The sequence below is a fragment of the Rhodoferax ferrireducens genome (genome assembly GCF_003347515.1).
Lineage (GTDB): Bacteria > Pseudomonadota > Gammaproteobacteria > Burkholderiales > Burkholderiaceae_C > Rhodoferax.
The window spans coordinates 37,568-57,081 of the sequence record NZ_QEII01000264.1; the positions used below are offsets into that span (position 1 = coordinate 37,568).

Annotated in this window: 19 protein-coding genes; 14 read left to right on the forward strand and 5 right to left on the reverse strand. The window is 61.6% G+C overall.

Going from position 1 to position 19,514, the window contains the following annotated elements; all coding sequences use genetic code 11:
* Positions 1–6: 6 nt before the first annotated feature.
* The 4 genes from kdpA to C5P05_RS10545 all read right to left on the reverse strand — a co-directional run bounded on the left by kdpA (position 7) and on the right by C5P05_RS10545 (position 4,227).
* The gene (kdpA, locus tag C5P05_RS10530; RefSeq protein ID WP_114969795.1) at positions 7–1,806 is read right to left on the reverse strand and encodes a potassium-transporting ATPase subunit KdpA; all 1,800 of its coding nucleotides are present in this window, start codon (positions 1,804–1,806) and stop codon (positions 7–9) included.
* Positions 1,806–1,904 carry a K(+)-transporting ATPase subunit F gene (kdpF, locus tag C5P05_RS10535; protein ID WP_114969796.1) on the reverse strand — a complete coding sequence of 33 codons (99 nt, stop codon included), beginning with the start codon at positions 1,902–1,904 and terminating at the stop codon, positions 1,806–1,808. The genes kdpA and kdpF overlap by 1 nt, the downstream gene beginning before the upstream one ends.
* Before the next feature lie 273 nt (positions 1,905–2,177).
* The gene (locus C5P05_RS10540) at positions 2,178–2,825 is read right to left on the reverse strand and encodes a response regulator (protein WP_114969797.1); all 648 of its coding nucleotides are present in this window, start codon (positions 2,823–2,825) and stop codon (positions 2,178–2,180) included.
* A complete protein-coding gene (locus tag C5P05_RS10545; RefSeq protein ID WP_198674692.1) occupies positions 2,818–4,227 on the reverse strand; it encodes a sensor histidine kinase in 1,410 nt (469 codons plus the stop codon). The genes C5P05_RS10540 and C5P05_RS10545 overlap by 8 nt, the downstream gene beginning before the upstream one ends.
* Positions 4,228–4,503: 276 nt before the next feature.
* Here C5P05_RS10545 and C5P05_RS10550 point away from each other — a divergent pair, with 276 nt between their 5' ends.
* From C5P05_RS10550 to C5P05_RS10590, 10 genes are all read left to right on the forward strand, one after another.
* Positions 4,504–4,770 carry a hypothetical protein gene (locus tag C5P05_RS10550; protein WP_114969799.1) on the forward strand — a complete coding sequence of 89 codons (267 nt, stop codon included), beginning with the start codon at positions 4,504–4,506 and terminating at the stop codon, positions 4,768–4,770.
* Between the two features lie 578 nt (positions 4,771–5,348).
* The gene (gene xylF, locus C5P05_RS10555; protein WP_114969800.1) at positions 5,349–6,365 is read left to right on the forward strand and encodes a D-xylose ABC transporter substrate-binding protein; all 1,017 of its coding nucleotides are present in this window, start codon (positions 5,349–5,351) and stop codon (positions 6,363–6,365) included.
* Between the two features lie 63 nt (positions 6,366–6,428).
* A complete protein-coding gene (locus C5P05_RS10560; protein WP_114969801.1) occupies positions 6,429–7,616 on the forward strand; it encodes a sugar ABC transporter permease in 1,188 nt (395 codons plus the stop codon).
* A 1-nt stretch (position 7,617) separates the two neighbouring features.
* Positions 7,618–8,385 carry an ATP-binding cassette domain-containing protein gene (locus C5P05_RS10565; protein ID WP_114969802.1) on the forward strand — a complete coding sequence of 256 codons (768 nt, stop codon included), beginning with the start codon at positions 7,618–7,620 and terminating at the stop codon, positions 8,383–8,385.
* Between the two features lie 16 nt (positions 8,386–8,401).
* Entirely contained in the window at positions 8,402–9,529 is a 1,128-nt protein-coding gene (locus tag C5P05_RS10570; protein WP_114969803.1) for an ROK family transcriptional regulator, read from the forward strand.
* Positions 9,530–9,549: 20 nt separating this feature from the next.
* Positions 9,550–11,013 (forward strand): xylulokinase, encoded by a 1,464-nt coding sequence (gene xylB, locus C5P05_RS10575; RefSeq protein WP_114969804.1) that lies wholly within the window; start codon positions 9,550–9,552, stop codon positions 11,011–11,013.
* A gap of 43 nt (positions 11,014–11,056) precedes the next feature.
* Positions 11,057–12,370 (forward strand): xylose isomerase, encoded by a 1,314-nt coding sequence (gene xylA, locus C5P05_RS10580; RefSeq protein WP_114969805.1) that lies wholly within the window; start codon positions 11,057–11,059, stop codon positions 12,368–12,370.
* Between the two features lie 77 nt (positions 12,371–12,447).
* Positions 12,448–12,630 carry a hypothetical protein gene (locus tag C5P05_RS34440; protein WP_232834438.1) on the forward strand — a complete coding sequence of 61 codons (183 nt, stop codon included), beginning with the start codon at positions 12,448–12,450 and terminating at the stop codon, positions 12,628–12,630.
* 63 nt (positions 12,631–12,693) lie between these two features.
* Complete coding sequence (dctP, locus tag C5P05_RS34445) at positions 12,694–13,140, forward strand: TRAP transporter substrate-binding protein DctP (RefSeq protein ID WP_232834433.1); 447 nt, start codon at positions 12,694–12,696, stop codon at positions 13,138–13,140.
* Positions 13,141–13,319: 179 nt separating this feature from the next.
* Positions 13,320–13,799, forward strand: a complete 480-nt coding sequence (locus C5P05_RS10590) for a hemerythrin domain-containing protein (RefSeq protein WP_114969806.1) — start codon at positions 13,320–13,322, stop codon at positions 13,797–13,799.
* On the opposite strand, the gene C5P05_RS10595 is transcribed toward C5P05_RS10590, so the two are convergent.
* On the reverse strand, positions 13,748–14,503 hold the full coding sequence (locus C5P05_RS10595) for a Crp/Fnr family transcriptional regulator (RefSeq protein ID WP_114969807.1): 756 nt from the start codon (positions 14,501–14,503) through the stop codon (positions 13,748–13,750). The two genes, C5P05_RS10590 and C5P05_RS10595, sit on opposite strands and share 52 nt — an antisense overlap.
* Before the next feature lie 174 nt (positions 14,504–14,677).
* On the opposite strand from C5P05_RS10595, the gene C5P05_RS10600 reads away from it, so the two are divergent.
* Genes C5P05_RS10600 through C5P05_RS10615 form a run of 4 tightly spaced genes read left to right on the forward strand, consistent with a single transcriptional unit; the run spans position 14,678 to position 19,444 of the window.
* Positions 14,678–16,624: an AMP-dependent synthetase/ligase gene (locus tag C5P05_RS10600; protein ID WP_114969808.1), complete on the forward strand. Its 1,947-nt coding sequence runs from the start codon at positions 14,678–14,680 to the stop codon at positions 16,622–16,624.
* On the forward strand, positions 16,621–17,403 hold the full coding sequence (locus tag C5P05_RS10605) for an ABC transporter ATP-binding protein (protein WP_114969809.1): 783 nt from the start codon (positions 16,621–16,623) through the stop codon (positions 17,401–17,403). The genes C5P05_RS10600 and C5P05_RS10605 overlap by 4 nt, the downstream gene beginning before the upstream one ends.
* An 11-nt stretch (positions 17,404–17,414) precedes the next feature.
* Positions 17,415–18,344 carry a branched-chain amino acid ABC transporter permease gene (locus tag C5P05_RS10610; RefSeq protein ID WP_114969810.1) on the forward strand — a complete coding sequence of 310 codons (930 nt, stop codon included), beginning with the start codon at positions 17,415–17,417 and terminating at the stop codon, positions 18,342–18,344.
* Positions 18,345–18,367: 23 nt separating this feature from the next.
* Positions 18,368–19,444 carry a branched-chain amino acid ABC transporter permease gene (locus C5P05_RS10615; RefSeq protein WP_114969811.1) on the forward strand — a complete coding sequence of 359 codons (1,077 nt, stop codon included), beginning with the start codon at positions 18,368–18,370 and terminating at the stop codon, positions 19,442–19,444.
* Positions 19,445–19,514 lie beyond the last annotated feature (70 nt).

Below are 19,514 nucleotides of genomic sequence, written 5' to 3' on the forward strand. Positions count from 1 at the left end.
GGCGGTTCAGTGACCGGGCCACAGCATCAGGTGCTCGACCACCGGGCCCAGCGCCAGCGCCGGGACGTAATTGAGCAGACCCACCATCAGGACAGTGCCAATCAGCAGGGTCACAAACAGCGGACCATGGGTCGGCATGGTGCCGGCCGTGACGGGCAGGCGTTTTTTGGCGGCCAGGGCTCCGGCAATCGCCAGCACCGGCACGATCACGCCGAAGCGGCCCAGCCACACGGCCAGTCCCAGCAGCGTGTTGTAGAACGGCGTGTTGGCGGACAGCCCGGCAAAAGCGCTGCCGTTGTTGTTGGCGGCTGAGCTGAAGGCATAAAGAATTTCTGACAAGCCATGGGCGCCGGGGTTGGCAATGCCGGCCCTGCCGGCGCCGGCCAGCACGGCAATCGCCGTGCCGGTCAGCACCAGAATCGGCGTCGCCAGAATGGCGATCGAGGTCAGCTTCATCTCATGCGCCTCGATCTTCTTGCCCAGGTACTCTGGCGTGCGCCCAATCATCAGGCCCGAAATGAACACCGCCAGAATGGCAAAGATCAGCATGCCGTACAGGCCGCTGCCGACGCCGCCAAACACCACTTCGCCCAGCTGCATCATCACCATGGGCACCATGCCGCCCAGCGGCGTGAAGGAGTCGTGCATGGCGATCACCGCGCCGCACGAGGCGGCGGTGGTGATCACCGCAAACAGGCTGGAGGCGTTGATGCCGAAGCGGGTTTCCTTGCCTTCCATATTGCCGCCGGACTGCAGGCTGCTGGTGGCTTGGTCCACGCCCAGCGCGCCGATCAGCGGATTGCCGGCCTGCTCGGCCGGTGTGATGGCGATCACGGCAATCACAAACATCACCGTCATCGCCGCCAGCACGGCCCAGCCCTGGCGCTGGTCGCCGACCTCGCGACCGAAAGCAAAGCACAAGGCGGCGGGGATCAGGAAAATCGCCAGCATCTGCAGCAAGTTGCTCAGCGCGGTCGGATTTTCATAAGGATGGGCCGAGTTGGCATTGAAGAAACCGCCGCCGTTGGTGCCAATCATCTTGATGGCTTCCTGCGACGCGACCGGGCCCATGGCCAGTGTCTGTGTGCTGGTCTTCAGGTTTTGCAAAACCGGGTTGCCTTTGTCGTCTTTCAGGGCCTGACCGTCGGGGTCATTTTTGGGCACTTGGTAGCTGGTGGCCTCCAGGGTCGTCACGTCTTTGTAGGCGTCAAAATTCTGGATCACGCCCTGGCCCACCAGGAACACGGCGAACACGAGGGACAGCGGTACCAGCAGCCAGGTTGTGATACGCGTCACGTCTACCCAGAAGTTGCCGATGACGCCGGTCGAGCGCGCCGCAAAGCCGCGAAACAGGGCGAACACCACGGCGATGCCGGTGGCCGCCGAGAAAAAGTTCTGCACCGCGAGCGCTAGCATCTGCGTCAGGTAGCTCATGGTGGCTTCACCACCATAACCCTGCCAGTTGGTGTTGGTGACAAAGCTGAGGGCGGTGTTGAACGCCGAATCCGGCGACACGGCGACCATGCCGGCCGGATTGAGCGGCAGCCAGACCTGCAAGCGCTGCAGCGCATAAACCACCAGCACGCCCAAGGCATTGAAGGCCAGCACGGCCAGCGCGTAGTGCGACCAGTTCATGGACTCCTTCGCGGAGGTGCCCGCGAGACGGAACAGCGGCGCTTCGACCCGCTGCATCCACAGCGGCACATTGCCAGAACTCAGGCGCGCCAGCCAGATGCCGAGCGGCCAGGCCGCCACAAGCAAAAGCCCGAGGAAAAGGGCCAACAAGCCCCATGAGGAAGTACTCATCAAAACTCCTCAGCGCGGATCAGCGCATAAACCAGATAGGCGAGCAGCAGGACTGCGCACATGCCGCCAAAACCGTAAAGAACCTCCAGGCTGATCATGAGCGGCCTCCGGCTGGTTTTTCGAGCTTTTTAAAACCCCAGACCAGCAAGACCATCAGGCCCCACAGTCCGGCGGCGGCGGCGACAAACACGATATCCATGAGCTACTCCTGATTCAAATGAATGAGGGGAGTGTGGAGACCGGCGCGTAAAAACGGGGATGAGATTGATCTACCGGCTGTAAAAAAACTGTAAATGCGGGCGTTTTCGTCGGGCGAATGCGAGCGAAAACTGTTTGTAGGTGGCGGCCCCAGCCAAGCGCAACCCAATTGCCTAACGCAAACCGGACCTGTCGTGCTGCGCAGCAAGCAGCGTTGCTTCCACACGGCTGCGCACCTGCAACTTCTGCAGGATATTGGTGACGTAATGTTTGATGGTCTTTTCTGACAGAAAAATGCGTTCTCCGATTTCCCGGTTCGTCATGCCGGCGCCGATCAGGCCGAGGATTTCGCGTTCGCGCTCCGTCAATTCCTGCAAGGGATCGGGTGCCTGGCCCTGGGTCAGTGACACCAGCATTTCTGCGGCGAGCGAAGGCGACACATAAACTTCACCGTTGGCGGCTGTACGCACCACACGCGTGAGCTCACGGGCGGAAACCCCTTTCAGCACATAGGCCCGGGCGCCGGCCTTGAAGGCCGCAAACAGTTTGTCCTTGTCTTCCGAGACGGTCAGCATCACGATCGTGGTGGCGGGACAGGCCGTGGTGATCTTCTCGGCCGTGACCAGTCCGTTCCAGCCCGGCATGCTGATATCGAGCAGCACGACGTCGGGCAGTAGTTCTCGCGCCAGCCTCAATGCTTCTTCGCCCGATGCCGTCTCGCCCACCACGGTCAGTCCGGGATCCGAGTCCAGAGAATGCACCACGCCTTGCCTGAACAAGGGATGGTCATCGACCACCAGAACGCGAATCTGCTCATTCATAGTTCATCTCCGGTACGACCAAGGGCAAATTTACCCGGATCAGGGTTCCCAAGCCAGGCATGCTCTGCAAATCGAATGAGCCACCCAGAATCTCCACCCGTTCGCGCATGCCCACCAGACCGAGGTGTCCCACCTTGACCGCCGCGTGCGGATCGAAGCCGGGGCCCTTGTCGCTGATTTCAACCAGCAGGCGACTGTCTTCAGACCTGATTTCGACCCGTTGTGCGGCGCCTGCGGCGTGCCGAAACCCGTTGGCGAGCGATTCTTGGAGCAGTCGGTACAAAGCGATTTTGACTGGCAGCGAGGCCGCCGTGTTGATGTCGGCCACCACCAGCGCGACTTTTGCCCCGGTCTTGCTTTCGTAGTCCCGTACCGCCCGGGCAGCGATCTCGTTCAGGGTTAGCGGATCAATTTCTGGCAAATGCAGGCCGGCGCAAATCGAGCGCAAATCGGCAAGCGCCGACTCGATGGCGGAATGGATCGGGCGCAATGCCGTAGCGGCCGACTGCCGCTCCTGCTCCCCGCCTGGGCGTTTTGAGCAGAGGTCACTGATGGAGTCAAACCGCATCAGGGCAAAACCCAAATCCTGGCCGGGGCCATCATGCAAATCCGCAGCTATGCGGCGCAGAAAAGTTTCATTGAGGGCCGTCGTGCTCGCCGCCGCTCGCCGCACCCGGTCATGCAGTTGTTCGTTCTGGGTGTTCAAGGCGGTCAGCTGCGCCAGCTTGTCATTGAGTTCGCGTCGTTGCCGGTCAATGGTCTGGCTACCCCGACGCACCAGAAGAAACAACAGCAAATACATCACCGCGGTGGTTAGCGCCACCACCAGCCAACTTTGGCGCTGCTCAGCGGCGGACTCGTGCATCACTTCATCCACCCGCTGATAGAACTCGGCAACCGCAATCACTGACCCCAGCCCCAGCGCATGGATCGGCGTGTAGGTTTCGATCAGGCGCGGCCATTTGTGGGCCTCTGCTGCATTTTCGGCTGCGTTCAGCTCGCTGACCTCCGAATGCACCCGGCCGGCGAGCGCCTCCGCCAAGCCTTCTCCAATCGGAAACGATTGTCCAATCAGCGAGGCATCGGCGCTGTACAGGATGCGACCATCCGGCCGCCATATTTTGAAAGCAACGATGCGCTTGCCCAGCGGTGTTTGGGTCAGCAATGCACTCAACGCTACCCGGTCCGCAGCACGCAGATCGTCCGAACTGAGCAGACTTTGCACATGCGGCGCGACAAAGCTGTCGACGTACAGCCCGGTTACCCCGCCCATACGATGCACGACACTTTCTTCGACCTGCTTGCCGATCAGGGAGCCGATCACCATCATCCCGGTCAGCAAAACTGGAAAACTGATCAAAAGGAACTGGCGCGACAGGCTGGAACGGATAAAGGCAATCACGATAAATTCTCCTGGCTTCAGCGTAGCACTCGGCATGCGGCATAACAAATGACAGGGGCTAAATAGGGACCAAGGTCTGATGATTTAGCGACCAACGACGGCCTGAAATCGCGACCAGCGACCGTCGTTTATGAAGCCCCCCTTGCCTAAACTGAAACCAAGAGAACTGCAGCTGGATCGGCAAAGAAGCAAACCGGTACTTCACCGAGGCCAGCAGACACGAAACGCAGGCGTAGTTCTCTTGTTTGCAACTTCACTCATTTAAGGAGATTTATCATGTTGACACAGACCAAAATTGCTTTCCTGATCAGTGCCCTGGTCGCAGGGACTACATTCGCCAGTTCTGCCTCGGCTACGTCAGTAGCGGATCAGCCGATCGCGCGCGAAGCCAGTGAAGGCGCACGCGGCGAGGGCGGCAAAAAAGGCGGCCACCCCGCCATTGAAACCAAAGAGCAATTGGCGCGCAACGGCGCTGACGACGCTGCCGGTGATGACCACGGTGGCCGCCGCGGTGGGCGGAGTGGGCGCGGTGGACGTGGTTAATTCCGCTTCAAACTAAACCCCGAAATGCGTTCCGGGCGAGAGCCGGGAACGCATTTTTTCAGATGTGAAACTCAATCGGCTGACGACCTGCGTTGGAAGCCCCAGACCAGCAAGAACATCAGGCCCCACAGTCTGGCTGCTGCGGCGATAAACACGATATCCATGAGCTACTCCTGATTCAAATGAATGAGGGGGTGTGCTGACCGGGGCGTAAAAACGGGGATGAGATTGATCAAGTGGCTGTAAAAAAGCCGCAATGGGTAAGCATTGTCAGCCTGCTGATGCTTGTCAAATTGCTATTATTTTAATAGCTTTATGCGATTGATTGGTGGGCGCTAGAGGCTAGTTTTATGTAAAAAATTCAGGGCTACGCGTCACCCTGCCCGTCTTGCACGTGGCTACCAAGTTCGAGCAACAAACTATCTCGGGTTTCCACCAATACACAAACCGTCAGCGTCCTTCATAATTAGTTCGTCGTCCTTACTAAGTGCATCGTATTGCATGGACGGGAGCGCGATGGCTCATGTGAGTCGTTCATAACCACAGGCCTGACACAGGCCAACTGACTGGAGACAAAGATGAAACTGAAGACTACCCTGACCGCACTGGCGCTGAGTCTGGCCGCTGCGGGTGCATTTGCCCAATTGACGGTTGGCGTCAGCTGGTCGAATTTCCAGGAAGAGCGCTGGAAGACCGACGAAGCCGCCATCAAGACCCAGCTGGAAAAAATGGGCGCCAAGTACATCAGCGCGGACGCCGCCGGTTCGCCCGAAAAACAATTGGCCGACATCGACGGCCTGATGGCCAAGGGCGCCAAGGTCCTGATCGTGCTGGCCATGGACAAAGACGCCATCCTGCCGGCCGTGAACAAGGCCAACAAGCAAAAAGTGCCTGTTGTCGCCTACGACCGCCTGATCGAGGCCCCCGGCGTGTTCTACATCACCTTTGACAACAAGGAAGTAGGCCGCATGCAGGCGCGCGCCGTGTTCAAGGCACAGCCCAAGGGTAACTACGTGATGATCAAGGGTTCGCCGACCGATCCCAACGCCAACTTCCTGCGCGAAGGCCAGCAGGAAATCATTGCCGCCGCCGTGAAGAAGGGCGACATCAAGATCGTCGGCGAGGAATACACCGAGGGCTGGAAGCCCGAAGTCGCACAGAAAAACATGGAGCAGATCATCACCAAGACGGGCGGCAAGATTGACGCCGTGGTGGCCTCCAATGACGGCACCGCCGGTGGCGTGGTGGCGGCACTGAGCGCCAAGGGCATCAAGGGCATTCCCGTGTCGGGCCAGGACGGCGACTTCGCCGCGCTGAACCGCGTGGCCCTGGGCTCGCAGACCGTGAGCGTCTGGAAGGACGCCCGTGACTTGGGCATGCAGGCCGCGCAAGCCGCTGTTTCGCTGGGCGGCGGCAAAAAGGTGGCGGGCGCCACCTCCTGGAACGGCGGCGAGAAGAAGATTGCCCTGCAGGCGCAATTCCTCAAGCCCGTGCCGATCACCCGCGACAACCTGGATCTGGTGGTGAAAGCCGGCTGGATCAAGAAAGAAGAACTCTGCAAGGGCGTGACCGGCGACGTCGCCGTCTGCAAGTAATACCGGCCCTTCAGCAACCTCCTCCTGGTCTGCGCAGGCAGGCCGGGTAAGCCGCCCACTCACATGAATTCCCCTCTTCAAACCCTGCGCAAGGCGCCCATCGACTGGCGGCTGGTGTTCATGGCGCTGGTGCTGGCCGTGCTGGCCGGCACGTTCCACATTTTTTCGGACGGCATCTTCCTGTCGCCGGAAAACCTCTACAACATTGCCCAGCAGACCGCAGTCGTGGGCATCGTGTCCACGGTCATGGTGCTGGTGATCGTGGCCCGTCATATCGATCTGTCGGTGGGCTCGGTGATTGGCTTTGTCGGCGTGCTGATCGCCTACCTGCAGTACACCCTGGGCTGGTCCTGGCCGGCGGCCTCGCTGGCTGGCCTGGGCGCGGCCGTGCTGGTCTCCCTCTACCAGGGCTGGCTGACCGCCATGCTGGGCGTGCCGTCCTTCGTGGTCACGCTGGGCGGCTTGATGTCCCTGCGCGGCGCCGCTTTTCTGGTGGCCGATGGCAAGACCCAGCCGCTCACGGACGAGACCTTTTTGCAACTCGGCGGAGGCTATGACGGCGCCATCGGTGTTACCGCCACTTGGGTGCTGGGCGCGCTGGTTTGCCTGGCCTTAGTGGCGCGCGCCGCGCTGCGCCGGCGCGCCGCTGCCCGGCACGACATGCCTTTGCAAGCCCTGTGGGTGGACGCGTTGCGGGTGGCCGTACCGATGCTCTTGGTGCTGGCGTTTGCCGCCGCCATGAACCGCTACCAGATTCCCAACAAAGACGCGCCCCAGGGCATTCCGGTGCCGGTGCTGATCTGGGCCGCGGTGGCGGTGGCGGTGTCGTTCATCAGCCAGCGGACCCGCTTTGGCCGCTATGTCTACGCCATGGGCGGCAACCCCGACGCCGCCGCGCTGGTGGGCATTCCGGTCAAGCGTGTCACGCTTATGTTGTTTGCCCTGCTGGCGGTGCTCATCACCATCGCCGCCATCGTGTCGGTGGCCCGGCTCAATGCCGGCACCAACTCGCTGGGCACCGGCATGGAGCTGTTCGTGATCGCGGCGGCCGTGATCGGCGGCACCGCGCTAGCCGGGGGCAGCGGCACCATCATCGGCTCGGTGCTGGGCGCGCTCATCATGCAGTCGCTCGACAGCGGCATGCTGCTGCTGGATGTGTCGATTGGCAAACGCATGGTCATCATCGGGCAGGTGCTGATCGTCGCCGTCGTGTTTGACGTGCTCTACCGCAAGTGGGCGCAGGAGAATTGATATGCAGCCCCTCGTGGAACTCAAAGACATTCGTAAGGCCTTTGGCGGCGTGCACGCCGTGGAGGACGTCAACCTGAATCTGTATGCCGGCGAGGTGGTGGCCTTGCTGGGCCACAACGGCGCGGGTAAATCGACGCTCATGAAAATGCTGGCCGGCGCCTACCCGATCGACTCGGGCGAGGTTCGCATCAGCGGGCAACAGGTCCACATCCGCACCCCGGCGCAGGCCCAGCTGCTGGGCATCGAGACCATCTACCAGACGCTGGCCTTGGCCGACAACCTGGACGCCGTGGCGAATCTGTTCCTGGGGCGGGAAAAAATGACCGCCTGGAATACGCTGGACGACTATTTCATGGAGGCCCAGGCGCGCAAGGTGTTTGGGCGCCTGAACAAGAACTTCACCAACATCCACACCCCGGTGCGCCGCCTCTCGGGCGGCCAGCGCCAGGTGGTGGCGATCTCGCGCGCCATCTATTTCAACGCCCGCATCCTGATCATGGACGAGCCCTGCGCCGCCCTGGGGCCGGAAGAAACCGCCATGGTGGCCAATCTGGTGCTGCAACTGAAAGCCGAAGGCGTGGGTATTTTCCTGATCACGCACGACATGCACGACGTGTTTACCCTCAGCGACCGCCTCGCGGTCATGAAAAACGGCTGCCTGGTGGGCACCTACCGCACGGCGGACCTGAACGAGGACCAGGTTCTGGGCATGATCATCGCTGGCAAACAACCCGAAGGAAAGACGCAGGCCCCGCAGCGCGGCGCCTGATCCTTCCCCCTTGAACATGAAGACCACCGGCGACCAACAACTTGTCAAGCGCATCAACCGCAGCGTGCTGCTGCGCCTGCTGCGCGCCCATCCCGGCTTGTCGCGGGCGCGGCTGGCCGGCGAGAGCGGCTTGACCAAATCCACCGTCAGCCTGCTGGTGCGCGAACTCATCGACGAAGGCTGGCTGACCGAGACCGGCCTCACCGCGGCCAGCGGGCTGGGGCGGCCCTCCACGCCGCTGCAGATCGACGCCCGCACGCGTGGCCTGATTGGCGTCGAAATTGCCGTGGAAGCGTTGCGCGTGGTGACCGTCTCCCTGCTGGGGCAAGTCCTGTGGACGGTGGAAGAGCCGCTGGACAGCACCCAACCGCCGGCCGTATGCCGCCAGAGCGCCGCCCTGGTGGCGCGGGCCTATGCCGAGATGGCGGCGCAGGGGCGCCAGCTCTCGGGCGTGGGCATTGGCCTGCCCGGCGCCTTCGACGACGCCACCGGCGTGGTGCGCTTTGCGCCCAACCTGGGCTGGCGCAACGTGGATTTTTTACCGCAAATCACCCAGGCGCTGACCCTGGCAGGCTTGCCCGACGTGCCGGTGCATGTGCAAAACGAAGCCGACACCGCCGCCCTGAGCGAGTACGAATTTTCCGAAGACGAGGCGCAGAACTCGCTGATCTTCGTGACCTGCGGCACGGGCGTGGGCGCGGGCATTGTGCTCAACGACCGGCTGTTCACGGGCATGCAGGGCATGGCCGGTGAAATCGGCCACAGCATTCTGCAGGTGGACGGCCCTTTGTGTTCCTGCGGGCGGCGCGGCTGCGCCGAAACCTTCATTGGTGCGCGCGCGCTGGCTCGGATGGTTGATACCAGGCGTGGCGGGTATTACCTGGGGGTGCTGCTGCAGAACCTGTGGACGACCTTCAACCCCGGCTCGCTGGTGGTGGGCGGGTCGTCCTGCGAGCGCTACCCCGGCATCGTCACGATCGCGCAGGACACCCTGCAGGCGTATGCCGCCAGCGCCGGCATGGAGGCACCGACGGTGCGCGCCGCGCGCCATGGCCTGCTGGCCTCGGCGGTCGGGGCGGCGGCGCTGGTGCTGCACCAGTACCTGCGCCCCATGCATCCACGCGCTCACCCCCTGGCCACTTAACCCACAACCCTAGGCAAATCATGTTTCTCGGAATCGATGTCGGCACGTCAGAAGTCAAGGCGCTGCTCCTGGCGTCCAGCCACCAGGTGATCGGCTCGGCCGGCGCCGTGCTGGCGGTGTCACGGCCCCAGCCCGGCCACAGTGAGCAGCAGCCGCAGGACTGGTGGCATGCCACCCAGGCCGCCCTGGCCCAGTTGCGCCAGGACCACCCCCAGGCGTACGGCGCGGTCCGGGCCATCGGCCTGTCCGGGCAAATGCATGGCGCCGTGTTGCTGGACGCGCAGGACCAGGTGCTGCGCCCGGCCATTTTGTGGAACGACACCCGCGCGGCGCAGGAATGCACCGACATGATGGCGGAACTGCCCGGCCTGCCGGCGCTGGCGGGCAGCCTGGCCATGCCGGGCTTCACCGCGCCCAAATTGCGCTGGGTGGCGCGCCACGAGCCCGACATTTTCAAGCGCATCGCCAAGGTGTTGCTGCCCAAGGACTATGTGCGCCTGATGCTGACGGGCGACTATGTGACCGACATGTCGGACGCCAGCGGTACCCTGTGGCTTGATGTGCAGCAGCGCCGCTGGTCTGACGCGCTGCTGGCGCTTACCGGCCTGAGCCAAGCCCACATGCCCCGTCTGGTGGAGGGCTGCGAGGCCGGCGGCACCCTGAGCGCCGACGTGGCGAGGACGCTGGGCCTGCCGCCCGGCATCGTGGTGGCCGGGGGGGGCGGGGACAACGCCGCCAGCGCCGTCGGCATGGGCGCGGTCGACGCGGGCCAGGGCTTTTTGTCACTGGGCACCAGTGGCGTCCTGTTCGTGGTCACGCCCAGCTACCAGCCCAACGCCGCCAGCGCCACCCACGCGTTTTGCCACGCACTGCCCGGGCGCTGGCACCAGATGAGCGTCATGCTGTCAGCGGCCAGTTCGCTGCAATGGTTGAGCGGCTTGCTGGGCGCGTCGTCGGAAGGTACCCTGGCGGCGCAAGCCGAGGTCTTGACGTTGGCGCAACGGGCCGCCGCGCCTCTTTTCCTCCCCTACCTGGGCGGCGAGCGCACGCCGCACAACGACGCCAACGTGCGCGGCAGTCTGCATGGCCTGAGTTTTGAGACCGACGCAGCGCGTCTGGCTTATGCGGTGATGGAAGGCGTGACTTTTGGCCTGCGCGACGGTCTGGCGGCGCTGATCGCCGCGGGCAGCGCCGTGCAGCGCCTGTCCCTGGTCGGTGGCGGCGCGCGCAGCGCCTTGTGGGCGCAGCAACTGGCCTCCAGCCTGAATGTTGAGATCGTCACCCACGGCAGCTCCGCCGTCGGTGGCGCACAGGGAGCCGCACGACTGGGCTGGCTGGCCACAGGCGCCAGCCAGCAGGCCGTGTGCCTGAGCCCGGCGGTGGAGCACATCTACCGCCCCGAGGCCGACGAGCAGGACATGCTGGCCGCCCGCTACACGCGCTTTCGGGCGCTCTACACCCCGACGCCGGCCGCCATCGGCTGAGTCCGCTCATCCATCCCCTTCATCCTATTTGACTGGAAAACCTATGACCTCCTATTTTTCAAACATCGCCCCCATCGCCTTTGAAGGCAACGACTCCCACAACCCCCTGGCCTTCAAGTGGTACGACAAAGACCGCTTGGTGCTGGGTAAGCGCATGGCGGAGCATCTGCGCTTTGCCGTGTGCTACTGGCACAGCTTCTGCTGGAATGGGTCGGACCCGTTTGGCGGCGACACCTTCGAGCGCCCCTGGCAGCACATGGCCGACCCCATGGACGCCGCCAAGGCCAAAGCCGATGTGGCGTTTGAATTCTTCGCCAAACTGGGTGCGCCTTACTACTGCTTTCACGACCGCGACGTGGCCCCCGAAGGTGCCACGCCGCGTGACAGCGTGAACCACCTGCACGAGATGGTCGATGTACTCGCTGCCAAACAGGCGTCCACCGGTATGAAGCTGCTATGGGGCACGGCCAATCTGTTCAGCCACCGCCGCTTCATGTCAGGTGCGGCCACCAACCCCAATCCCGAAATCTTTGCTTTGGCTGCCTTGCAAGTCAAGGAGGCCATGGACGCCACGCTCAAGCTGGGCGGCGAAAACTATGTGCTGTGGGGTGGTCGCGAAGGCTACGAGACCCTGCTCAATACCCGCATCGGCCAGGAACTCGACCAGATGGGCCGCTTCATGAACATGGTGGTGGAGTACAAGCACAAGATCGGCTTCAAGGGCACCATCCTGATCGAGCCCAAGCCGCGCGAACCCACCAAGCATCAGTACGACTACGACGTGTCCTCGGTCTACGCCTTCCTGTGCCGCTACGGCCTGGAGAAGGAAATCAAGGTCAACATCGAAGCCAACCATGCCACGCTGGCGGGCCACAGTTTCGAGCACGAAATCGCCACCGCCACCGATCTGGGGATTTTTGGCTCGATTGACATGAACCGGGGCGACATGCAGTGCGCCTGGGACACCGACCAGTTCCCCAACAATATTCCCGAGACCGCGCTGGCGATGTACCTGATTTTGCAGGCCGGTGGCTTCACCACCGGCGGCATCAACTTTGACAGCAAGGTGCGCCGCCAGTCGATTGACCCGCAAGACATGTTCTACGGCCATATCGGTGCCATGGATGTGTCGGCCCGTGCCTTGCTGATTGCCGAAAAAATGATGCTTGACGGGCGCTTTGCCCAATTCAGGCAAGACCGCTACGCGGGCTGGACAAGCCCTTTTGGCCGGGATGTGCTGGACGGAAGAATGTCGCTCGACGCCGTCGCCGCGCAGGTGCTGGCCCGCAATGTCGATACGCGCCCAGTCTCGGGACGCCAGGAAAATCTGGAAAACCTGCTGAACGCGTTCATCTGATCCTCGCCGCTCGCTTGAGCGGCGGATTTCCCGGCAAAATCGGGCCGCGATGCGGCGGTAAATCGATCGTGGACGAGGTGGATAAGGCCTCCAGCGGCAAATACACAATCGAGCTCTTTTCCAACGGCTCGCTGGGCGACCAGCCCAAGGCGGTGCAGATGCTCAAGTCCGGCGAGATCGACGTGGCCGAGTTCAGTTCGGCGCCCTTGTCGGATGTGGTGCCGGGGCTCGCTTTTTCTACTGCGCCAACAAACCCATAGGCAAAGGCTCCGATTTGGTGGGGCAGACCATCCGCGTGCAGCAGTCCGAGAATTTGTATCAACATGGTGAAGCTGCTGGGCGCCACGCCGATGGCCTTGCCGTATAAAGAGGTGCAGGATGCCTTGCAACAGAAGAAGGTCGATTGCGCCGAGAACAACATGCCCGCCTATGAATCCACCGGCCACTACAAGGTGGCCAGGTACGCGTACCTGACCAACCATGTGGCGTCGCCCGAAGTGCTGGTGGTATCCACCAAACTCTGGGGTCAGCTCAGCCAGGACGACCAGGCGCTGTTTCTCAAGGCCGGCCAGAAGTCGGCGTTGCTGATGCGCGAACTATGGAACAAGCGGGTTGCCTCGGCCCGCGCGACGGTGGTCAAAGACGGCGCGCAAATCGTGGCCGTGAGCGACTTCGCCCCGTTCGTACGCAAAATGGGTCCACGCTATTCCCGGTTCATGGTCGATCCGGCAGTACGCGGCGAAGTGTTCAATATCATTGGCAACCAGTAGCGCGCAGTCCATCCCGGCGCGCGGTGGCGGTAAGTTTTTTGCTATTGTATTAATAGCGTACTCCGCATTTGGAATAAGGGCTACAGGCCTGTTTTGTCAAATATGTCGAGTACTTGACGTGGCTCAAGAGAGCCGGGCGGTCACGTCGTGACAATGGTGGCAATCCCCAGGAGAGAACCATGAGCACAGCCCCCGAATCCGTCAGTTTTGAAACGCTGAATGCATGCCACGAGCAAATTCACACGCACTTGACCGAGCTGGCCGCATTGGCACGGCGCGTCGAGGCCGAGGGCGTTGACGCCGCAGTCCAGCAGCAGGCTGGCGCGATCGAGGCCTTTTTCTCCGGCACCTCGCGCCAGCATCACGCGGAAGAAGAAAAAATCGTATTTCCGCCGCTGCTCGCTGGTGGCGATGCCGCGCTGGCGACGGCTGTGCGCACCTTGCAGCAAGACCACGGCTGGATCGAGGAAAACTGGCTTGAGTTGGCACCCCAGTTGCGCGCCATTGCGTCAGGCAATAACTGGATCTACGAAGCCGAGTTCCAACACGACGTTGAAGTGTTCATTGCGCTGTGCCGGGACCATATCGCGCGGGAAGAGGCGCTGGTCTATCCCGAATTCAAAGCCCTGCAGGCGCGCGAATCCGGGCGGGGCGGGTAAACAACACTGGAGCGCAGCGCCGCCAGATCCAGCACACGCAGGCCGCCGTATTCGATGCGGATCGAGCCCTGCTCGGCCAGCGTGGTCAAGGCCTCATTGACGCGCTGACGCGACAGGCCCACCAGGTAGGCGAGTTCCTGTTGTGTGATGCGCAGCACTTCGCCCACACCGGGGTAGAGCACCGGGTTGAACAGCGCGGCCAGGCTGCGCGCCACGCGGATGTCCGGGTTGTTCATGCGGTCGATTTCGCGCGCCGCGATGAACTGGCCCAGTCGCTCATTGAGCTGGTTCATCACAAAGCGGTTGAAACCAATCGAGTGGTCCAGAAGCCAGTGGAAGGTGTCCACATGCAACCCGGCTACCAGGCTCTTGCGCAGCGCCTGGATGTTGTAGCGGTAGGTTTCGCGCTTCAGGGCCGTGCCCTCGCCAAACCAGCCGCCCGGCGGCACACCGGTGAAGGTCATGGCATGACCTTCGACGTTGTCGCTGCTCATTTTCAGCAGCCCGCCCACCACGCCAAACCAGTAGGTGACGGGGCGGCCGGTGCGGCAAATGTAATCACCGGGGCTGGCATCGCTGATCTTCAGGTCGGCCACCGCACGCTCGTACTCCGTCGGCGACAACAAACCAATCCACGGAATGGCATTGAGTTCCGCAGCGGTCAGGGGGCGGCGGCGCTGAAAGACTGAAGCATCGGAGGTCATGGCAGTGTCGGGCTGTAAGGTCCGGATAAGTGAAGGGAAAACACCTACCGAGAAACGCCTGAATTGTCGTCCAAACGACAACTTGGCGTCAAATGAGGTTCTATTATTCACCCCATTCCAGCAACGGGCGCAGGGTGTGTCCAGGTTGCTTCCACATGAAGACAAGGTACCGGGATGCAGACCACTTTCCCTCGATTGCTTTTAAGCCACGCCACCCAGCGGCCGACTGAACCCGCCATGCGCGAGAAAGAGTACGGCATCTGGCAGGCCCTGTCTTGGGCTGACCTGGCGGCGCTGGTGGAGCAACTCGCCTGCGGCTTGCATCAGGCTGGTCTGCGCCGGGGCGATCACATGGTGGTCGTCGGTGCCAACCGTCCGCGCCTGTATGCCACCATGCTGGCCGCGCAATCCCTGGGCGCTGTTCCAATTCCCCTGTACCAGGACGCTGCTGCGCTGGAGTGCGTGTTTCCCATCAATGACGCCGAGGTGTGTTTTGCCTTCGCCGAAGACCAGGAGCAGGTCGACAAGCTGCTGGAAATCCGCGACAAGTGCCCGCAACTCAGCAACATCTATTTTGACGACCCACGCGGCCTGCGCAATTACGACGAGCCGGGTCTGGCGGCGGTGGATGAGCTGGTGGCCGCAGGCAAGGTATTTGCGGCCTTGCATACTGATTTTTTCAAAGCTGAAGTGAACCAGATCAAGCCCGACGATGTCGGCGCCATGTTCTTCACCTCGGGCACCACCGGCAACCCCAAGGGCGTGGTGCACACGCACAACTCGCTGCTGAACCGGGCCAAGGCCGGGGCTGACTTTGACAAGCTGACCCATGCCGAAGAAGTGCTGGCCTACTTGCCGCCGGCCTGGATTGGGCAGAATATTTTCTCTTATGCGCAGTGGCTGGCCTGCGGCTACGTGGTGAACTGTCCCGAGTCGGCGGCCACCGTCACCATCGACTTGAAGGAGGTCGGCCCGACCTACTACTTTGCGCCACCGCGGGTGTTTGAAGGGCTGCTGACCAGCGTGATGATTCGCATGGAAGACGCCGGAGCCATCAAGCGCCGCATGTTTCACTATTTCATGAGCGTCGCACAACGGGTCGGGCCGACCAAAATGGACGGCAAGTCACTCTCTCTGGTCGATGGCCTGCTGTATGGCCTGGGCAATTTTCTGGTCTATGGCCCGCTGCGCAACAACCTTGGCATGAGCCGCGTGCGCGTGGCCTATACCGCGGGTGAGGCGATTGGCCCGGACCTGTTCACTTTTTACCGCTCCATCGGCATCAACCTCAAGCAGCTGTACGGCTCGACCGAAACCGCCGTGTTTGTGTGCCTGCAGCCCGACCACCAGGCCCGTGCCGACACGGTGGGCGTGCCCTGTGCCGGCGTTGAAATCAAGGTGGCGGACAACGGCGAAATTCTGGTCAAGTCGCCCGGCTTGCTCAAGGAATATTACAAAAACCCGGCCGCCACCGCCGAGGTGCTGACCGCCGATGGTTGGTACCACACCAGCGATGCCGGTTTTCTCGATGCACAGGGCCATCTCAAGATCATCGACCGCGTGAAAGACGTGGGCCGCATCAAGGGCGGCGCCAATGACGGGGCCATGTTTGCGCCCAAGTATGTGGAGAACAAGCTCAAGTTCTTTCCGCATATCAAGGAAGTCGTGGCCTATGGGGACGGCCGCGAAAAAGTCTGCGTCATGATCAATATCGACTTTGATGCCGTCGGCAACTGGGCCGAGCGGCGCAACCTGCCGTATGCCGGCTACACCGATCTGGCGCAAAAACCCGAGGTCTATCAGCTCATCAAGGAATGCGTCGAGAAGGTGAATGCCGACCTGAGCGTGGACACGCTGCTGGCCGGTTCGCAAGTCAGTCGCTTCCTGGTGCTGCACAAGGAACTGGACGCCGACGACGGCGAGTTGACCCGTACCAACAAGGTCCGTCGCGGCTTCATCGCGGAAAAATACAAGGCGTTGGTGGACGCGCTGTACGAAGGTCGTACCTCGCAGTTCATCGAAACCCAGGTCAAGTTTGAAGACGGCCGCACCGGCAGCGTCAGCGCCACGCTCAGAATCGACGACGCGAAGACTTTCGCACCCGTAAAGGCAGCCGCATGAGCAAGAAAATAGGTGACGTCATTCTGGACGTCAAGAATATCTCTTTGAGTTTCGGCGGCGTCAAGGCGCTGACCGACATCTCCTTCAATGTGCGCGAGCACGAGGTGCGCGCCATCATCGGCCCCAACGGCGCCGGCAAGAGTTCCATGCTGAACTGCATCAACGGTGTCTACACGCCGCAGCAAGGCTCCATCACTTTTCGTGGCAAGACCTTCAGCCACATGGACAGCCACCAGGTGGCTGTCATGGGCATCGGGCGTACGTTCCAGAATCTGGCGCTGTTCAAGGGCATGAGCGTGATCGACAACATCATGACCGGGCGCAACCTCAAGATCAAGAGCAATCTGCTGTGGCAGGCGCTGCGCATCGGTCCGGCGCAGCGCGAAGAAGAAATGCACCGCGAAGCGGTTGAACACATCATCGACTTCCTGGAAATTCAGGCCTACCGCAAGACGCCTGTCGGGCAGCTGCCCTACGGCTTGCAAAAGCGCGTTGACCTGGGCCGCGCGCTGGCCATGGAGCCGCAGGTGCTGCTGCTGGACGAACCCATGGCCGGCATGAACGTGGAAGAGAAGCAGGACATGTGCCGCTTCGTGCTCGACGTGAACCAGGAGTTCGGTACCACCGTCGTGCTGATCGAGCACGACATGGGCGTGGTGATGGATATTTCCGACCGTGTCGTGGTGCTGGACTACGGCAAGAAGATTGGCGATGGCACGCCGGACGAAGTACGCAACAACGAAGAAGTGATCAGCGCCTATCTGGGCACCTCACATTAAGGGCAATTGAGATGGCATTTTTTCTTGAAACCTTGCTCGGCGGCCTGATGGCCGGCATGCTGTATTCGCTGGTGGCGCTGGGCTTTGTGTTGATCTACAAGGCGTCCGGCGTATTCAACTTTGCGCAGGGCGCCATGGTGCTGTTCGCGGCGCTGGCGATGGCGCGCTTTGCCGAGTGGATTCCGGCCCTAACCGGCATCACCAACCCCGTTGCGGCCAATCTGCTCGCCTTCGTGATTGCCGGCGTGATCATGTTTGTCGTGGCCTGGGTGATCGAGCGGCTGGTGCTGCGCCACCTGGTCAACCAGGAAGGCACGACCTTGCTGATGGCCACCTTGGGCATCAGCTATTTTCTGGATGGCATGGGGCAGACCATTTTCGGCAGTGACATCTACAAGATTGACATCGGCATGCCGAAGGAGCCGATCATGGCTTTTGAGTCCATGTTTGAAGGCGGCATCCTGATCAACAAGGAGGATCTTTACGCCGCCCTGATTGCCGCCGTGCTGGTCACCCTGCTCAGTGTGTTCTTCCAGAAAACCGCGACCGGGCGCGCTCTGCGCGCCGTGGCCGACGACCATCAAGCGGCGCAAAGCATCGGCATTCCGCTCAACCGCATCTGGGTCATTGTCTGGTGCGTGGCGGGTGTGGTGGCGCTGGTCGCCGGCATGATTTGGGGCAGCAAGCTGGGCGTTCAGTTTTCGCTCACGACCGTGGCTTTGCGCGCCCTGCCGGTGGTGATTCTGGGCGGCCTGACCTCGGTGCCGGGCGCCATCATTGGCGGGCTCATCATTGGCGTCGGTGAGAAGCTGTCCGAAGTGTTTTTGGGCCCTTACGTGGGCGGCGGTATCGAGATCTGGTTCGCCTATGTGCTGGCCCTGTTGTTTCTGCTGTTCCGGCCGCAAGGTTTGTTCGGCGAAAAAATCATCGACCGTGTCTGACCGCATTACAAAGAAGAAGCATCATGTTTTACAGAGAAAACGGTCAGTTCAAAACCAGCTATCGCGCTGATCAGCAGATTTTTCCGATTGCGCAGGATCGCTGGGCCGTACTGCTGGTCATCGCCGCGGCTTTTTTCGTCGTGCCCATGCTGAGCAGCGACTACATGTTCCGGGCGATTTTCATTCCCTTTTTGATCATGGCCCTGGCCGCCCTGGGGGTGAATATTCTGGTCGGTTACTGCGGACAAATTTCACTGGGCTCTGGGGCTTTCATGGCCGTCGGTGCCTACGCCGCCTTCAATTTCTTTGTACGCATACCGGGCTTGCCGCTGATTCCGGCGCTCATCCTCGGGGGCCTGTGCTCTTCCGCCTTCGGCATCCTGTTTGGCTTGCCCAGTTTGCGGGTCAAGGGGCTGTATCTGGCGGTGGCCACGCTGGCCGCCCAGTTCTTCAGCGACTGGATGTTCCTGCGCATCAAGTGGTTCACCAATGACTCGCCGTCGGGCTCGGTCTCGGTGTCGGGCCTGCAAGTGTTTGGCCTGCAAATTGACAGCCCGACCTCCAAGTACCTGTTGTGCCTGTCAATTTTGGTGGTGCTGGCATTGCTGGCCAAGAACCTGGTGCGCGGCGCCATTGGCCGCGAATGGATGGCCATCCGCGACATGGATGTGGCCGCTGCCGTGATTGGCATCCGGCCCATGTACGCGAAGCTCAGCGCGTTTGCTGTCAGTTCCTTCATTGTGGGTGTAGCGGGCGCACTATGGGGCTTTGTCTATCTGGGCGCCTGGGAGCCAGCCGCGTTTTCGGTGGACCTGTCCTTCAAGTTGCTGTTCATGGTCATCATTGGCGGCATGGGTTCCATCATGGGCAGTTTCTTCGGTGCCGGATTTATTGTGATTCTGCCGATCGCCCTGAACCAGTTCCTGCCTTTGCTGGGACGCCTGTTTGGCATCGACATCTCAACGTCGGGCATCTCGCACGCCGAACTGATCATCTTTGGCGCCCTGATCGTCTGGTTCCTGATCGTGGAGCCCCATGGCCTGGCCAAACTGTGGTCCATCAGCAAGCAAAAGTTGCGGCTGTGGCCCTTTCCGCATTGAATTTTTTGTTCGTCAACCGTGTTTTTCGTTCGTTAACTACAGGCATGCAAGTGCCAACATATGAGGAGAC

Excerpts from the sequence above, each read along its gene's own strand:
- kdpA (WP_114969795.1), bottom strand. The coding sequence starts at position 1,806 with ATGAGTACTTCCTCATGGGGCTTGTTGGCCCTTTTCCTCGGGCTTTTG.
- kdpF (WP_114969796.1), bottom strand. The coding sequence starts at position 1,904 with ATGATCAGCCTGGAGGTTCTTTACGGTTTTGGCGGCATGTGCGCAGTC.
- C5P05_RS10540 (WP_114969797.1), bottom strand. The coding sequence starts at position 2,825 with ATGAATGAGCAGATTCGCGTTCTGGTGGTCGATGACCATCCCTTGTTC.
- C5P05_RS10550 (WP_114969799.1), top strand. The coding sequence starts at position 4,504 with ATGTTGACACAGACCAAAATTGCTTTCCTGATCAGTGCCCTGGTCGCA.
- xylF (WP_114969800.1), top strand. The coding sequence starts at position 5,349 with ATGAAACTGAAGACTACCCTGACCGCACTGGCGCTGAGTCTGGCCGCT.
- C5P05_RS10560 (WP_114969801.1), top strand. The coding sequence starts at position 6,429 with ATGAATTCCCCTCTTCAAACCCTGCGCAAGGCGCCCATCGACTGGCGG.
- C5P05_RS10565 (WP_114969802.1), top strand. The coding sequence starts at position 7,618 with ATGCAGCCCCTCGTGGAACTCAAAGACATTCGTAAGGCCTTTGGCGGC.
- C5P05_RS10570 (WP_114969803.1), top strand. The coding sequence starts at position 8,402 with ATGAAGACCACCGGCGACCAACAACTTGTCAAGCGCATCAACCGCAGC.
- xylB (WP_114969804.1), top strand. The coding sequence starts at position 9,550 with ATGTTTCTCGGAATCGATGTCGGCACGTCAGAAGTCAAGGCGCTGCTC.
- xylA (WP_114969805.1), top strand. The coding sequence starts at position 11,057 with ATGACCTCCTATTTTTCAAACATCGCCCCCATCGCCTTTGAAGGCAAC.
- dctP (WP_232834433.1), top strand. The coding sequence starts at position 12,694 with ATGGTGAAGCTGCTGGGCGCCACGCCGATGGCCTTGCCGTATAAAGAG.
- C5P05_RS10590 (WP_114969806.1), top strand. The coding sequence starts at position 13,320 with ATGAGCACAGCCCCCGAATCCGTCAGTTTTGAAACGCTGAATGCATGC.
- C5P05_RS10595 (WP_114969807.1), bottom strand. The coding sequence starts at position 14,503 with ATGACCTCCGATGCTTCAGTCTTTCAGCGCCGCCGCCCCCTGACCGCT.
- C5P05_RS10600 (WP_114969808.1), top strand. The coding sequence starts at position 14,678 with ATGCAGACCACTTTCCCTCGATTGCTTTTAAGCCACGCCACCCAGCGG.
- C5P05_RS10605 (WP_114969809.1), top strand. The coding sequence starts at position 16,621 with ATGAGCAAGAAAATAGGTGACGTCATTCTGGACGTCAAGAATATCTCT.
- C5P05_RS10610 (WP_114969810.1), top strand. The coding sequence starts at position 17,415 with ATGGCATTTTTTCTTGAAACCTTGCTCGGCGGCCTGATGGCCGGCATG.
- C5P05_RS10615 (WP_114969811.1), top strand. The coding sequence starts at position 18,368 with ATGTTTTACAGAGAAAACGGTCAGTTCAAAACCAGCTATCGCGCTGAT.